This window comes from Gracilibacillus pellucidus, assembly GCF_033949965.1.
In the GTDB taxonomy this organism is placed as follows: domain Bacteria; phylum Bacillota; class Bacilli; order Bacillales; family Amphibacillaceae; genus Gracilibacillus; species Gracilibacillus pellucidus.
This window is the reverse complement of the sequence record NZ_JAWZSR010000004.1, coordinates 68,518-84,676: the sequence shown is the minus strand read 5'-3', so window position 1 is coordinate 84,676 and position 16,159 is coordinate 68,518. Positions and strand designations below refer to the sequence as shown.

Annotated in this window: 15 protein-coding genes and 1 other annotated feature; all 15 genes read right to left on the bottom strand. The window is 35.3% G+C overall.

Going from position 1 to position 16,159, the window contains the following annotated elements:
* Window positions 1-28: 28 nt before the first annotated feature.
* Window positions 29-1,141 (bottom strand): Nif3-like dinuclear metal center hexameric protein, encoded by a 1,113-nt coding sequence (locus tag SH601_RS08150; RefSeq protein ID WP_319957799.1) that lies wholly within the window; start codon window positions 1,139-1,141, stop codon window positions 29-31.
* Window positions 1,128-1,820, bottom strand: coding sequence for a tRNA (adenine(22)-N(1))-methyltransferase (locus SH601_RS08145; RefSeq protein ID WP_319957798.1), 693 nt, complete (start codon window positions 1,818-1,820; stop codon window positions 1,128-1,130). The genes SH601_RS08150 and SH601_RS08145 overlap by 14 nt, the downstream gene beginning before the upstream one ends.
* 79 nt (window positions 1,821-1,899) lie before the next feature.
* A complete protein-coding gene (gene cccA, locus SH601_RS08140) occupies window positions 1,900-2,253 on the bottom strand; it encodes a cytochrome c550 (protein WP_319957797.1) in 354 nt (117 codons plus the stop codon).
* Window positions 2,254-2,393: 140 nt separating this feature from the next.
* Window positions 2,394-2,924, bottom strand: coding sequence for a hypothetical protein (locus SH601_RS08135; protein ID WP_319957796.1), 531 nt, complete (start codon window positions 2,922-2,924; stop codon window positions 2,394-2,396).
* Window positions 2,925-3,067: 143 nt separating this feature from the next.
* Entirely contained in the window at window positions 3,068-4,183 is a 1,116-nt protein-coding gene (rpoD, locus tag SH601_RS08130) for an RNA polymerase sigma factor RpoD (RefSeq protein ID WP_319957795.1), read from the bottom strand.
* A gap of 20 nt (window positions 4,184-4,203) precedes the next feature.
* The gene (gene dnaG, locus SH601_RS08125) at window positions 4,204-6,027 is read right to left on the bottom strand and encodes a DNA primase (RefSeq protein ID WP_319957794.1); all 1,824 of its coding nucleotides are present in this window, start codon (window positions 6,025-6,027) and stop codon (window positions 4,204-4,206) included.
* Window positions 6,028-6,389: 362 nt separating this feature from the next.
* Window positions 6,390-7,229, bottom strand: a complete 840-nt coding sequence (locus SH601_RS08120; RefSeq protein ID WP_319957793.1) for a pyruvate, water dikinase regulatory protein — start codon at window positions 7,227-7,229, stop codon at window positions 6,390-6,392.
* A gap of 26 nt (window positions 7,230-7,255) precedes the next feature.
* Window positions 7,256-9,349, bottom strand: a complete 2,094-nt coding sequence (gene glyS, locus SH601_RS08115; protein WP_319957792.1) for a glycine--tRNA ligase subunit beta — start codon at window positions 9,347-9,349, stop codon at window positions 7,256-7,258.
* Window positions 9,336-10,229: a glycine--tRNA ligase subunit alpha gene (glyQ, locus tag SH601_RS08110; protein WP_319957791.1), complete on the bottom strand. Its 894-nt coding sequence runs from the start codon at window positions 10,227-10,229 to the stop codon at window positions 9,336-9,338. Before glyQ ends, glyS begins: the two co-directional genes overlap by 14 nt.
* Window positions 10,230-10,380: 151 nt before the next feature.
* Window positions 10,381-10,553, bottom strand: a binding site (T-box leader).
* 47 nt (window positions 10,554-10,600) lie between these two features.
* The gene (gene recO, locus SH601_RS08105; protein WP_319957790.1) at window positions 10,601-11,353 is read right to left on the bottom strand and encodes a DNA repair protein RecO; all 753 of its coding nucleotides are present in this window, start codon (window positions 11,351-11,353) and stop codon (window positions 10,601-10,603) included.
* 24 nt (window positions 11,354-11,377) lie between these two features.
* Window positions 11,378-11,518 carry a YqzL family protein gene (locus SH601_RS08100; RefSeq protein ID WP_319957789.1) on the bottom strand — a complete coding sequence of 47 codons (141 nt, stop codon included), beginning with the start codon at window positions 11,516-11,518 and terminating at the stop codon, window positions 11,378-11,380.
* A gap of 116 nt (window positions 11,519-11,634) precedes the next feature.
* Window positions 11,635-12,543, bottom strand: coding sequence for a GTPase Era (gene era, locus SH601_RS08095; protein ID WP_319957788.1), 909 nt, complete (start codon window positions 12,541-12,543; stop codon window positions 11,635-11,637).
* A gap of 648 nt (window positions 12,544-13,191) precedes the next feature.
* Window positions 13,192-13,572 (bottom strand): diacylglycerol kinase family protein, encoded by a 381-nt coding sequence (locus tag SH601_RS08090; protein ID WP_319957787.1) that lies wholly within the window; start codon window positions 13,570-13,572, stop codon window positions 13,192-13,194.
* Window positions 13,544-14,014, bottom strand: coding sequence for an rRNA maturation RNase YbeY (ybeY, locus tag SH601_RS08085; RefSeq protein WP_319958127.1), 471 nt, complete (start codon window positions 14,012-14,014; stop codon window positions 13,544-13,546). The genes SH601_RS08090 and ybeY overlap by 29 nt, the downstream gene beginning before the upstream one ends.
* 2 nt (window positions 14,015-14,016) lie before the next feature.
* A complete protein-coding gene (locus tag SH601_RS08080) occupies window positions 14,017-16,158 on the bottom strand; it encodes an HD family phosphohydrolase (protein ID WP_319957786.1) in 2,142 nt (713 codons plus the stop codon).
* Between the last annotated feature and the right edge of the window lies 1 nt (window position 16,159).

The following is a 16,159-nucleotide window of genomic DNA, read 5'->3' as shown; positions in this document are numbered from 1 at the left end:
AAAATGGTGCTTGCTTCTTATTTTTTAGCTATTGGTAACGGAACGGATCTGTCGATAACTCAGATATTACTATGTCTACCTTATTTGGTAATGCATCTATGTTTTTAATAAAGTAAGCTTGTACGCCTTCTTTCATTATTTTTTCTACATGATGTCCTGGATCGATCAAGTTAAGCCCCGCTTCTTCTGCGTCTTGTGCTTCATGAAATGTTAAATCACCGGTAATATAGAGATCTGCTCCAGCATTTTGTGCAGCTTTTATGTAACCTTTACCACTTCCACCTAGCACCGCTACTTTTCGAATCAGCTGGTCACCATTACCAACATAACGGACAGCTGGAACATGTAACTGTTGCTTAACGACTTCTACATATTCTGACAGTTTGAGTTGCTCAGACAGTTTACCGATTCGTCCGAGACCTATTTTTTCTCCTTTATTATGAAGTGGAATGATGTCATAGGCCATCTCTTCATATGGATGTACTTTTTGTGCTGCTGCTAGCACTTGTGATAATTGCTTTTTCTTCATTACAGTTTCTACTTTGTATTCCTCTACCTCTTCTATCTCACCTTGTCTACCTAGATATGGATTCGTTCCTTCTAAAGGCTTGAACGCTCCTGTTCCTGGTGAACGAAATGTCGAATGACTATAGTTGCCAATATGACCTGCCCCAGCATTACCAATTGCTTCAATTAATTTGTCTGTATGAGTTTTGGGAACATAAACAATAAATTTCATTAATTGTTCTGTTTCTGTCGTCACTAATACTTTCGTATCTTTTAATTGTAATTTTTCGGCTAACATATCATTCACACCACCGCTTACAACATCCAAGTTTGTGTGTGCTGTATAGACAGAAATATTATGTTGTATTAATTTTTTTACTACATGACCTTTAGGATCTTGGAAATCAATTTGTTTGAGTCCGTTAAACAACAAAGGATGATGTGCAATGATTAAATCTACATTCTTTTCAATCGCTTCATCAACTACTTTATCGATCACATCTAGTGTAATCATTATTTTTTTTACTTGTTGTTGTTTATCGCCAAGTTGTAAACCAACATTATCCCATGACTCTGCTAAATTTGTTGGTACCCATTGCTCCAATAAACGAATAACGTCTTTAACGGTTGTCATGTTGAATGACCTCCTCAATCCATGTAATTTCCTCTTTCAATCTATCTATTTTTTCTTCTGGTATACTTGTTGCCTTTTTCATTTGGTCAATTAACTTTATTCGCTTTTCTTTTTCGCTTGTCCATTTATCCATAAATACCGTACTTTGTTCTTGTAATAAAAACGGGCCGAATAATAACTCTTTTTCTGAAAGGTTGGTTGTGTTTGCTTGATGATCGCCAACAATAATTTCATACGTATAGCCATCTTCTGAAATAATCTCCTCAGCTACGACTTCATATTGATGATCGTTCAACCATTTTCGTACTAATTGTGCATCTATATTAGGCTGCAGAATCAGTCTTTTAACGCTAGATAATTTTTCTTTTCCTTCATCTAAAATAGTACAAATCAATTTACCACCCATACCTGCAATGGTTATCTGATTTACCTCATCTTTAGTCAATACATCCAATCCGTTCCCTTTTCTCACTTCAATTCGATCTGTTAATTCATGCTCTACAACCGTTTGCTTTGCTCGCTCAAACGGTCCTTGATTAACCTCCCCTGCAATGGCAGTTGCAGTTGGATTCTCCAAACACACATAACAAGGTAAAAAGGCATGATCTGAGCCGATATCCGCAAACTGAATCGGCTGTTTTAAGTATTTAGCTAGTTGCTCTAACCTTTTTGATAGCATTCTTTCCATCCTTTCTTCATCTACATACTATAACGGAAAAAAGCCTTCTGTTTATACAGAAAGCTTTTCAACCTCTCTCTTATTCTTGACCTTCTGATAGCCATTCTGCCAATACTTCAGCTTCTTCATTATTCACTAAGCCTCCTGGCATACCGCCATCCGTACCATTAATGATGATGTTTTCAATTTCTGTCATATCTAATCGCTCATCTACATCATTTAATGATGGACCACTAGCACCTTCCAAATCACCACCATGACAACCAATACAACTTTGAATCAATGCTTCTGGATCTGCTTCCGTCGTTTCTCCTTCATCGCCAGTCGCCATTCTGTCTTGTTTTTCATTCATTCCTACTACAGATAAAATAATTACTGCTAGGATTCCAAGAATAGCAATAAGTGCAAAAGGAATAAGTGGATTTTTTTTCATCGCTTTTCCTCCTTCGATTAAACACATCATATTAGGTTGCTGACAACTTCTTACTCTTATGTATAAATAGAAATTCAATTCTATTTTACTTCAAAATGGTGAATATTAAAAGCATAACTAACAAAAATTCAAGGATATGCCTAAAAATAGTTAAATCCAACCATTATGATTAGAGCGATCAATACAAACACTCCTCCAGCTTGCAAGAAAAATTGTTTCTTTAATTTTCCAAATGCAATCCACGAAACACTATTGATTAATACCCATAAAAAAGTAATCCATGTCATACCAATAGAATGATTAAACCAAAATGTTGTAGCAAACAAAAAGATACTAAAAAAGATCATAACCGCATAAGATGCCCGTAATACAGGATGTCCAGAGAAAAATTTAATCATACTAAAAGCTATAACTAACGTGATAACGATACCAGTTATTTGCATAAAAACATTTTCTGTTAACAGAAATAGTACAATAGGTAATAAAAGAAGTAAAGTATCTAGAAAATAAAAAAATAAATAATATGGTGTCTTTTGTTTTTTATTCTCCTCTTCTTCCTGCCCTTCCGTATAGAGAGCTAGTAGAAAATCACAATATTGTTGTGGTAGTAATTGGTGTGCTCTCCAATGTTTTATTTCATTAATGATGATTTTTTTTCGTTCATCTTCCATGTTGATACCATCTCCAAGTCTGACTCACCTTTATTCATTATATTATATCGGATGAATCTGTTAGAAATTAAATATCAATCATTATTCAAAATGAACTATCTTCCCTTTCTTAAAGAAGATAGCCCATTTTGACGCATATTATTTTACTCTAAGAAATCTTTCAAACGTTTGCTACGACTAGGATGGCGCAGTTTACGTAAGGCTTTAGCTTCGATTTGACGAATTCTTTCACGGGTTACCCCAAATACTTTTCCAACTTCTTCAAGTGTTCTTGTTCTACCGTCGTCTAAACCAAAACGTAACCTTAGTACATTTTCTTCACGATCCGTTAATGTGTCTAACACATCTTCTAATTGCTCTTTTAATAACTCATAGGCTGCATGATCAGATGGTGATGTTGCTTCTTGGTCCTCAATGAAATCACCTAAGTGTGAATCATCTTCTTCACCAATTGGTGTTTCTAATGAGACTGGCTCTTGAGCAATCTTCAAGATTTCTCGCACTTTGTCAGGAGTTAAGTCCATATCTTTAGCAATTTCTTCCGGAGTTGGTTCTCTACCTAAATCCTGCAATAGTTGACGTTGTACACGAATTAATTTATTAATTGTCTCTACCATGTGAACGGGAATTCTGATTGTTCTAGCTTGGTCAGCGATTGCTCTTGTAATAGCCTGACGGATCCACCATGTTGCATACGTACTAAATTTAAACCCTTTACGGAAGTCGAATTTTTCAACCGCCTTAATCAGTCCCATATTTCCTTCTTGAATAAGGTCTAAGAATAACATTCCACGCCCAACATAACGCTTCGCAATACTTACAACTAAACGTAGGTTAGCTTCTGCTAAACGTTTTTTGGCGTATTCATCGCCTTCTTCAATTTTTTTAGCTAAATCAATTTCTTCCGAAGCGGATAATAAGTCTACTCGCCCTATTTCTTTTAAATACATTCGAACCGGGTCATTTATTTTAATCCCCAATGGTACACTTAAATCATTAAGATCAAATTCCTCTTCTTTAGAAAGCTGTTGTACTGTTGGATCTTCATCAGAATCTCCTACTACCTCAACACCTTGTTCACCTAGGTACTCATAGAATTCATCCATTTGTTCGGATTCTAATTCAAAATTTCCTAACCTTTCTGCTACTTCCTCATATGCTATTACACCACGTTTTTTTCCTAATTCTAACAATTGTTCTTTCACTTGATCCACTGTTAAATCTGCTTCTTTTGAACGTGACGGCTTGTTTTCTGCCATGAGTGCCCCTCCTTCCAAAACTAACTTCCATTTTTCGATTGTTGTTTTATCTGTATTATCTCCATCGCTATTTTAGCTGCTTCTTTAGGATCTGTTTTCTCTAACTGCTTCATTTTCCTTTGCAATTGATTAATTCTTTCTTTATCTGTCTGTTCTGATTGAATAAGATGAATATAATCTTGCAGCTCCTTTTCAGACATCTCCCATGAATAATCCATCATGGACAGCTCTACAACAGTTTGTTGGAGACTTGCATCATTTAGATAGGATATAAAATGACTCGGATCAGGGGGATTCCCTTCTTCATAATATCCGTATAAATGGGTTACAATAATTTGGTGTTGCTCGAGGTTAAACCTAGATCCTATCGTTTCTTTTACTTTTTCTGCAATTTGCCCATTTTGCAACATAAAAGCAAGTAACCGTCGCTCAGCATTTTGGTATGCGGGAGATAGAACATTGGCAGATTTAGGTATATATTGTGGTTGATTTCCACCATTAGTATTACCAAACATAGCTCGGTTATCATCATTTTTTTTGCCATTTAATAAACGCGCATTTAATTCTTGCGACAAAGCATCATAAGTAAGATTGAATTCTTCTGACAATGCTCTTAAATAATGATCTCTTTCAATCGAACTTTCTAAACTGGCAATCTCCTCAATCACTCTTTCTACATATTGCAGACGATCTCCTTCAAGCTTTAAATTAAAATTCTTTTTGAGGTATTTCATTAAGAAAACCATCTCGGTATCTGCCGCATCAATAACCTGTTCTTGAAATTTATTTTTTCCATATTCTTGAATGTATTGATCTGGATCGTACTTATACGGCAATGCTGCTACTTTTACTGTACAACCAGTTTTCTTTAACAACTGAATAGCTTTATATGTTGCGTTTAAGCCTGCATTATCACCATCATAGCAAATAAGTACTGTATCAACATATCGTCTTAATAGACTGGCATGTGATTCCGTTAAAGATGTTCCTAATGACGCTACTCCATTTGTCACACCTGCTTGATGGGCAGATATCACATCAGCCGATCCTTCAAAAAGTACGACTTCACCTTTTTTTCTAATTTCACTTCTTGCTAGATCGAAATTGTAGAGTAACTTACTTTTCTTAAACAAAGATGATTCTGGACTGTTTAAATATTTTGGCTCCTGATCAGAAACCGTTCTTCCTACAAATCCTACTGCTTTTCCTAGATGATTTCGAATCGGGAAAATAACCCTACCCTGAAATCGATCATAATAGTTTCCATCATTAGTTGCATTTAATAGTCCTGCATTCGCCATTATTTGTTTGTGAAAACCTTTGTTTGATAAAAACTGCACGATAAAATCTTTAGATGTTGGCGAATACCCAATTTGAAATAAATCGATGGCTTCATCTGAGAAACCTCTATCATATAGGTACTGTAATGCTTGTTTACCATCTTTTGAATGACGTAATAAGTGGTGATAAAGCTTTACTAGCCACTGATAAGCATCTAGAACGGTCTGTTCTTCCGTATTCACCTTTTCATTAAATGATTCTTTGATCTCTGGAATCGATTGACCAGACTTTTCAGCTAAGTGCTGAATAGCTTGCTGGAATGAATAACCCTCCATCTCCATAATAAAGGTGATAACATTACCACCTTTTCCACAGCCAAAACAATGATAAATCTGTTTGTCTTGATTAACAGAAAACGAAGGTGTATTCTCTGAATGAAAAGGGCAAAGTCCGAAATAATTGCGACCTTGCTTTTTAAGTTGTACATATTCACCTACAACATCGACAACATCATTCGCTTGACGAAGTGATTCAATCGTTTCATCTGACACCTGATTGGCCATTATATATCACCATTTCTACCCATACTCAAATTAAAGCTTCGACAATTTTCTCGTTATTGATATAAAAAGTATATGTTGCAATTAGCAGCCTATACTATCTTTATACCTCTAATTTGTCGTTTATAAACAAGTTTCAGTCATGATAAAATAACTGTACAAATACATAATTCTACACAAAACCACAAATTCCTGCTTATTGAAATTATTTTTTTGATAAAACAAGCTTTTTTTCTATAACAAATGGAATTTTATTTCGAAGTTTCGTATAGTAATCAGTAATATACACTTTACTTATGATATAAACATTAAGACAAAAATTAATTATAATATATATTCTACTTAATTGCCAACATCTTTACTTTTTATTCATTCACTTGATTTCCGTGTAAATCCCAATATGGTTGATTGATCATACTTAAGACAATATTAGCTGTTTCTTCTACCGCTTTATTAGATACATCAATAACAGGACAACCAAGCTGGTGAATAATGCTGTCAAAGTAATCTAATTCCGCTTCTATTCTGCTCATATTAGCATATATAGCTTGATCATCAAGACCAAGACTTTTCAGACGTTCTTTTCTTATATCATTCAACTTCTCTGGACTAATCCTCAATCCTATACATTTGTGTGATGGAATTTCAAATAAAGAACTTGGCGGCTCTACTTCTGGGACAATTGGAATATTTGCAACCTTTAATTGTTTATGAGCTAAATATTGAGAAAGTGGTGTTTTTGATGTTCTAGAAACACCGATAAGTACAATATCTGCTTGGTCCACTCCTCGAGGATCTCTCCCGTCATCAAAGCGAACGGCAAATTCAATTGCTTCCACTTTCCTAAAATAATCTTCATCAAGTTTATGAATTAAGCCAGGTTTTTGTATTGGTTTTTTATGATATTTTCGTTCCATCGCTTGTAGCATTGGCCCCATAATGTCTACACATTCCACTTTTTTATTAGCTGCTTCTTCTAGCAGGAAGTTTCTAAATAATGGATTCACTAATGTAAAACCAATCATTGCACCGAGTTGTTTTGCGTGGTAAACAGCACCACGCAAAACTTCTGTGTTCTCTACATATGGTATACGATATATTTCATAGTCATTCTCATTCATAAATTGGCTCAGAGCTGCTTTTGTAACAAACTCAGCTGTTTCTCCTACTGAATCTGATATAACATATATGATTGCTTTTTCCATAGATGTTTTGTCCTCCTCAGCTCGGCTTAGCTTTTCGTTTGCTTCCATTGGACTTTAGTTAAGTCTGCAAATTGTAATACTTGATCTGCAATAAGTTTTAATAATGCTAATCGATTATTACGAATACTATCATCTTTATCCATTACCATTGTGTTGTCGAAGAACTGGTGGATTGGCTCTACTAATGGTGATAGCTCTTCAAGCGCTTTTTGAGCATTTTTATCTCTTAAAGCTTCCTGGTACGGCTCTTTCATAGTTACGTATGCTTGATACAGATTATTTTCTTGTTCTTTTTCAAATAAACGTTCCTCTACCGCATGTATTTCCTTTGCTTTCAATGCTAGATTCATTACTCGTACAAGTGATTCTTGTTTATCTTTAAAATTAGCATCTGCACGTTTTTCTTTTAATAGCAATGCTTTTTCCATTAAGAATGAAATGTCTGTTATAGCATTTACTAACACTGCATCGACGATGTCTCCCTCAATGTCAGCCTCTTTCATAATATATGCAGCACGTTGTTTGAAAAATGATTCTATTTGTTCGAATACGTCCGTTTTTTCTCCAGTAGCAATGTTTCGTTGAACAAACAAATCAAGCACTTTATCTGTTAGATCTGCTAAACTTAAATCCCAATTATTATGTTGGTTAATTTGTAAAATACCTAGTACCTGCCTTCTTAATGCATACGGATCTTGTGAACCACTAGGAATTAAGCCAACTGCAAAGCAACCAACAATTGTATCTAATTTATCTGCAATACTTACGACAGAACCTACTGCACTAGATGGCAATTCTCCATTAGCATTTCTTGGCATGTAATGTTCCTCGATTGCTTGTGCTACAACCGGATCTTCTCCGAAAATTGTTGCATATTTTCGTCCCATAACACCTTGCAATTCTGTAAATTCATTTACCATATTCGTAACCAAATCAAACTTACTAATCGTTGCAGCTCGTTCAATTTGCTGTACTTGTCCGTCAGTAAGTTGTAGTTCTGTTGCTATTAGCTTACTAATTTCTACAACTCGCTTCACTTTATCACCAATCGTACCTAATTGCTCTTGGAATACCATTCGATCTAACTGTTTCACATTATCTGCAATCGATAATTTTTGGTCTTCATCATAGAAGAATTGTGCATCTTGTAGTCTTGCACGTAAAACTTTTTCGTTTCCTCTTGCTACCGTATCAATATGTTCTGTTGTACCATTACGAACACCGATAAAGAATGGCATCAATTCATGTTTCTCGTTTTCAACAGGGAAATAACGTTGATGCTCCTTCATTGATGTGATCAGTACTTCTTTTGGAATATGCAAGAAGTCTTCGCTAAATTGACCAGAAAAGACTGATGGATACTCTACAAGATTTGTTACTTCTGTAAGTAATTCTTCATCTACTGGAATTGTCCAGTTATGTTCTTGCTCCAACTGTTGGATACCAGCAAGAATCAGTTCTCGACGTTTCTGTGTTTCTGCTACTACATATTGATCATTTAGAATCTGTACATATGCTGTAGGATCCGTAATCACCACTTTTTCTCCTAAGAAACGGTGACCGTAGCTTACATTGCTAGTATGAACACCTGTTATTTCAAATGGAATAACCTGTTCATCTAGCAATGCCACTAGCCACTTAATCGGACGAATATAACGCAATGTTTGATCAGCCCAACGCATATTTTTCGGGAAGTTAAGGCTTAAAATAATGTCTTTAAAACTTGGTAATAGTTCATCTCGTGTTTTCCCTTCGATAAACTTATTCACAAAAACATATTCAATCCCTTTAACTTCTTTTACATATAAATCTTCAACAGATTTTCCTTGTCCTTTTGAAAAACCTATTGCTGCTTTTGTCCAATTACCATCATCATCTTTCGCAATTTTTACAGCTGGACCTTTTGCTTCTTCTTCTTGATCAGCTTGCTTTTCATCCAGCCCTTCAATTAGAACTGCAAATCTTCTTGGTGTAATGTATGTTGTCAGATTGCTATAAGCTAATCTGATATCTTTTAACCATTTCACTGTGTTTTCGCGCAATTGTTTTTCTGTGTCATCCATAAAACGCGCAGGCATCTCTTCTAATCCTACTTCAAACAAAACATTACTTGTTTTCATGATGATCCTCTTCTCCTTTCAACATCGGAAATCCTAATCTTTCTCTTTCTTCTACATACAATTTTGCAATTTTTCTGGCAAGATTACGAACACGCCCAATGTAACCAGTTCGTTCTGTAACAGAAATAACTCCTTTTGCATCTAGCAAATTAAATGTATGTGAACATTTCAATACGTAATCATACGCTGGGAAGACAAGTCCTTTATCCATGGCACTTTTTGCTTCCTCTTCATAAGTTGAAAATAAGTTAAATAGCATCTCTGTATTAGACTCTTCAAAAGTGTATTTAGAATGCTCATACTCTGGTTGATAGAAGATGTCTCCTACTGTAACTCCTGTTGTCCATTCTAAATCAAATACATTTTCCTTATCTTGAATATATGAAGCTAAACGCTCAATACCATATGTGATTTCTACTGCTACTGGTTTTGCCTCTAAACCACCAATTTGTTGGAAGTAAGTAAATTGGGTAATTTCCATTCCGTCCAGCCATACTTCCCAACCTAGACCTGCTGCTCCTAAGGTAGGATTCTCCCAGTTATCTTCAACAAATCGTATATCATGATATGCAGGATCAATTCCTAGCTTTTTCAATGACTCTAAATATAGCTCTTGAATATTATCTGGTGATGGTTTCATAATAACTTGGAATTGGTGGTGCTGGTATAGTCTATTTGGATTCTGACCATAACGCCCATCTGCCGGTCGACGAGATGGTTCTACATAAGCAACATTCCAAGGCTCTGGACCTAAGCTACGTAAAAGGGTCATCGGTGACATCGTACCTGCCCCTTTTTCCACATCATATGCTTGCATTAAAATACAGTTTTGATCTGACCAATGCTTTTGTAAAGTTAAGATCATTTCTTGAATATTCATCAGTACTTCATCCTCCTATGTAAAGAACTTTTTATTTTTTTACCAAGCGCAATTGCAATTAGTGGCTACTACTTACTTTTGGGATTATCTACTTCCATTAAGTCGTCAAAATAAGAAAAAACCCGTCCCTATGCTTTATCAACTGATAAGGCATAGGGACGGGTTTGCCCGCGGTTCCACCCTATTTGTCATCGGAAATATGATGACCACTTTCACACAATTTGCTCAGGAGCGCCTTCTTAACTTTGATCTTGTTCAGCTTCCACCATCCTGAACTCGCTTGAAAGTCAGCTAGCTAATACTACTCTCCGTCCTTGCAATCCGCTATTCATCTATTTTTACATCATACGCAACATTACGTCACTTGTCAATTATAATTTCTCATTTAGCTTATTCATTTGTTGTAAGAATCGCTTCGATTTCAAATAAAAGCCACCGTGTTCTTCATAGTATTGCTCCATAATTCTTGAGAGTAATAGCTTATTTTCACTTTTTACTGATATATTTCCGATTTGCTCCAATTCTACCCACGCAAATATTGCCATAAGCTTGGCGACTTTTTCAGGAACGGAAATAGCATGCTCATCAATATAAAGGCAATTTCTACATAGTAGACCACCATTTGACACAGAAAAAGCTTTTAAATCATGTGGATTTCCACACGAAACACATTTAGTAACTACAGGAGCAAAACCAGCTTCTTTATACATTTTCCACTCGTAGATCATGGATAAAATTTCTGGATCCATCCCTTCATCGATACGCTCAACAGTATGTAGAAGTTGTTTATAAATAAATGGATTATATTTTTTCGGATCAATTAACTTATCAGTAAGTTCAGCTAAGTAACTTGTATAAGCCGTTTTAACTATATCTTCTCTAATTTTACGAAATGATGTAATTACTTCCCCTTGCTGAATCGTAGCAAGGCTAGATCCCGGTTGAATTAAGTAAGAACCATGAATAAAAGGCTGCGTAATAGCAGCCATTCTACTCTTTGTTTTTTTTGCACCCCTCGCAATCGCACCGACTTTTCCAAAAGTCGGTGTCAGGAGTGTCACAATTTTATGTGTTTCTCCATAGTCCTGTGTTTTCAAAATGAAACCTTCAACTTTTTCAAACACAAGCTTCACCTATCCTTTGTTATCTTAAAAGTGTGTATCTTCAATTAATGAAATATCTGGCTCATCATCCAATTCCTGAAATTCATCTAATTCCACTTGCTTCATCCACAAGTATGCCTCAATATTGCCTGTTTGACTAAATATTTTCCAAGGTACATCGATCACAATAAACCTCACCTTTCCTTTATGGTAATCTTTCATTGTGTTCAATATTAGACTTTCCGGAAATGTTATAAAAATTAGTAAAAATATTTACCAAGTATTAAATGACCATCACTGCCTTAATACTCATCTTGCTTAAAGCCGAATTCATGTAATTGTTGCTCTTTATTTCTCCAATTTTCTTGCACTTTCACCCATAATTCCAAATATACTTTTGAACCTAATAAGCGCTCGATATCTTGTCTTGCTCGCTTGCCAATTTGTTTGAGCATTTGGCCTTGTTTACCAATAATAATTCCTTTTTGTGATTTTCTTTCGATCACAATGGTTGCCTGTACAAGAACTTTTTCCTCATCACCACGATTATCAATTTGATCAATCACAACAGCAACCGAATGTGGTACTTCTTCTCTTGTTAATTGTAATGCTTTTTCTCGGATTAATTCACTAATAATAAACCGCTCAGGATGATCTGTTATTTGATCTTCCGGATAAAATTGTGGTCCTTCCGGTAAATACTCGGCGAAAACATCCATTAAACGACTGACATTATTACCTTCAAGTGCGGAAATCGGTACAATCTCTTTAAATGGATACTTGTCCTTGTATTGCTCTATAATTGGTAGAAGTTCATCAGGATGCACTAGATCGATTTTATTGATAACTAAAAATACAGGCTTCTTAATTGACTGTAATCGATCAATAATAAATTGATCTCCCTTACCATAATCTTCATCAGCGTTAATCATAAACATGATTGCATCTACTTCATTTAACGTATTTTCCGCAATCTTCACCATAAAATCTCCGAGTTTATGCTTAGGCTTATGAATTCCAGGTGTGTCAATAAAGATAATCTGCTTCGCTTCATCTGTATATACACCTTGTATTTTATTTCTCGTTGTTTGTGCTTTATCACTCATTATAGCAATTTTTTGACCAATAACATGATTCATAAATGTTGATTTTCCTACATTCGGTCTCCCAATAATAGCTACAAATCCTGATTTAAAATGGTTGTTATTCATAATTTTTCCTCCGCTTTACATCCTGTTGCTTTTCTATAACCTAATAATACTATAACTTTTAAAAAATTTCATACATTCGACAAAACTAGTGACGAACTTGCACCATACATCCCAACCCCCACGCTGTCTAAAAACGTTAGTTTCCGTTTAGTTAGCTTTCTCCCATTCTAATGATGATGAGTACTGGCAATTCGCTGCGGAAAAACACTACGCTTTCCGTGGGTACGGCTTCAGCTAATTTTCTTGAAGAAGATCACTTCAAGAAAATGGATCTTCAGCTCGTACTGTTTCCACAGGAGTCTCCGTGTTTTTCCTTCGCTACATAATGTGTTCTACTGTTTATGAGTGGGAATACGAAGACTTATTACCGAAAGAAAAGGCTAAATCATCGGACATATAACCAGCATACTCCTCTCTCATTCAATAAAGAAAATAATAAAAGCGAAGGCAGAATGCGTAGACTCCTGCAGGAAAAGCGCAGTCTGAAAATCCACTTTTCAACCGAGGTTGTTGAAAAGTTAGTTGAAGACAAGCCTGCGGAAAGCAAGCGTTCTGCCGTAGCGAGTGCTTACCATTCACTAAAAAGAGAATGAGTGAGCGCATTTCGTTGAGTAACGAACATGAATCAGCAACACTATCGCTTTTAGACTACGAAAGCCACGTTATGATTTTTGGAACAAAAATAATTGTTGCGATAAAAAGTGCAATAATAGCTGTAATTAGAACAGCTCCTGCAGCCATATCCTTTGCAATTCCTATTTTGGGTTGATGGTTTGGTTCTACATAGTCTAACGCTTTTTCTAAAGCTGTATTCATCATTTCCATACTAATAACAGCTCCAATTGTTAACGCTAAAACGGCCCATTCAATTGGTGAAACCGAAAGAACCACGCCAAGGATAACAACTAATAAGGCTGCGATAAAATGAATTTTAATATTTCGTTCAGACATAACCGCTAGCTTGATACCGTTTAGTGCATATCTCAAGCCAAAATGGAGTTTATTTTTCCCGCGATAGTCCGAAGCCATTTAAAATCTCCTCTTGTCTCCCAAACATCTTCTTCTCATCGGCTTCTTCCATATGATCATACCCTAATAAATGAAGCAAGCCATGTAATGCTAAAAAGCCAAGTTCCCGGGAAAATGAATGATTATATTCTTCAGCTTGTTCCACTGCTTTATCAACAGATATAATAATATCTCCTAATGCAACTGGTAATTCCACTCCAGAAATCGTTACTTCATCTTCTGCTGTTTCTTCTAAAGCAAAGGACAGTACATCAGTAGGTTTGTCTAATCCGCGATATTGGCTATTTAATTGTTGAATGTCATCATTATCAACAAAAGATATTGATAATTCTGCCCCTTCAGCAATGTTTTCCTGTTCTGCAGCATACGTTAATAAATTCGTAATTAATGCAATATGCTCTTCAGATACCTTTTCTGTTTCATCATGAAAATCTATTTCCATCATTATTTCGCCTCTTTCATGTTAGTTTCTTTTGGATATTGTATTCGTGAATGATAAATACCTTTTAATGTCTCACATATAGCTAATTTCATTTGCTCTAACTCGTTAAATGTCAACGAGCTATCATTTAACTGACCGTCAAGTAACCGTGTTTCAAAAATAGATGAAACAATTTTTTCAATTTCTTCTTGTGTAGGATTAGCTAGTGAACGAGAAGCAGCTTCAATAGAATCACAAATAGACACTACTGCTGCTTCCTTCGTTTTAGGTTTAGGTCCAGTATAACGGAATTTCTCTTCTGTTACCTTATCGTTCCGCTCTTTCGCCTTATAATAAAAATATTTCAACAAGGTAGTACCATGGTGTTGTAGCGCAATATCAATAATTTCTTTCGGTAGTTTTTCTTTTTTTAATAACTTTGCACTGTCTATTGGATGTTGTAAAATAATTTCTGCACTTTGGTACGGATCAAGATGGTCATGAGGGTTTTTCATGCCCATTTGATTTTCGATAAAATAATGTGGCCTAACCGTTTTACCAAGATCGTGATAATAAGCTGCAACTCTTGCTAGTAACCCATTGGCACCAATAACTTCACAGGCAACTTCACTTAAATTAGCTACCATAATACTATGATGATATGTGCCTGGTGCTTCTATTAATAATTTTCGTAATAATGGATGATTAGGACTCGATAACGATAAAAGCTTCGTATCTGATAAAATGCCTAGACCTGATTCAAAAAACGGTAACATGCCTAGTGTCAATACATTTGCGATAATTGCAGATAAAAATCCATAACCACTAAAAACCAAATAATCGATCCATGAATATTTTTCAAACGATAAGAATAAAAATAAACAGATAGTAAGTATATTAACAATAGATGTTGCTAAACCGCTTTTGATAATAGCGCCCCTATCTTTTATAACAGATAAAAAGAAAATACTAGCGAGCTGAGAAAACAGTATAAAGATACCCGCTTCCATGTTCAACATTCCAGCAATATTTGCATTAAAAATAACACTTCCTATTACAGCATAAAACAAGGACATCACAATAGCGATTCGTTCATTCACTAAAACTTTCAATAACATAGATACAGTTGCTACTGGCGCACAAAAATATAATGGATTTGTCGCTGTTGTATAAAAACTAACAACTTTTAACATTAAGACAAGGCAGATGCTTAGTAAACAAATCGCGATTATTTTACTTAAATCTAGACGCGCTCTACTTAGATGATGATGCATTTCAAAAAATAAAAATAAGCCGATTAAGAATATTAATAAAAATAAGCCGATGGTTGGATATAGATTACGCTCATCATTTAATAATCCAGCAACCTCTAATTCATCATAAATTTCATTTGTGATAAGTTGCCCTTCTTCTACAATTACTTCCCCTGCCCTAATCATAACAGGTTCTACACTATCCCTTGCCTGTTCTTGTGCCTCATTCGTCTGCTCTGCAGAGAAGAATGCATTAGGCTGAATACTTGCTTCCACTATGGGCAGTAGGGCCTCAACAAACGTATCATCCAACGTAGAATAGGTTAACCTTTGCTGTGCATCTTTGATTGCTTGTTCCACTTCTTCTACCTTAATTCCATCATGGTATGCATCATAAATAGTTGTTGTAATTAGTTCTTTTGCCAACCTTACTTGACTGTCTGTTGCTTCAAATAATGAACGAAATGTCTCTTTATCCATTTCTGATAAAGAATTACTTGGTATTAGATTTCTAAGATAGGCGATTTTATCGGAAATAGTAGATAGCTCTTCTTCCTCGTCATCTAACTCAGCTTGTTCCTTATCAATCTTATTGATTGCCTCAAATAATTCATTAATATATGTAATTTGTTCATCAACCACTTCTTCAGCTATCTCGAAATGGTCATCAACTGACTGGACAATCTCTCGTATATTTTTTTCTGTTTCCTTCACATTTTCAATCGTTATAGGGGAACGAATCGTTTCTTTTGCTGCAGAGAATTTTTCAATTTCATATGTTTCAGTATGCACGTTTTGATAGCTAACAGCAAAGAAAACACCAACAATGACTAAACAAGCTGTTACTAATTGAATCATATGAAGTTTAAAAAGCAAAACTATTTTCTCTTTTATCCAAGATAGCTTATTCATT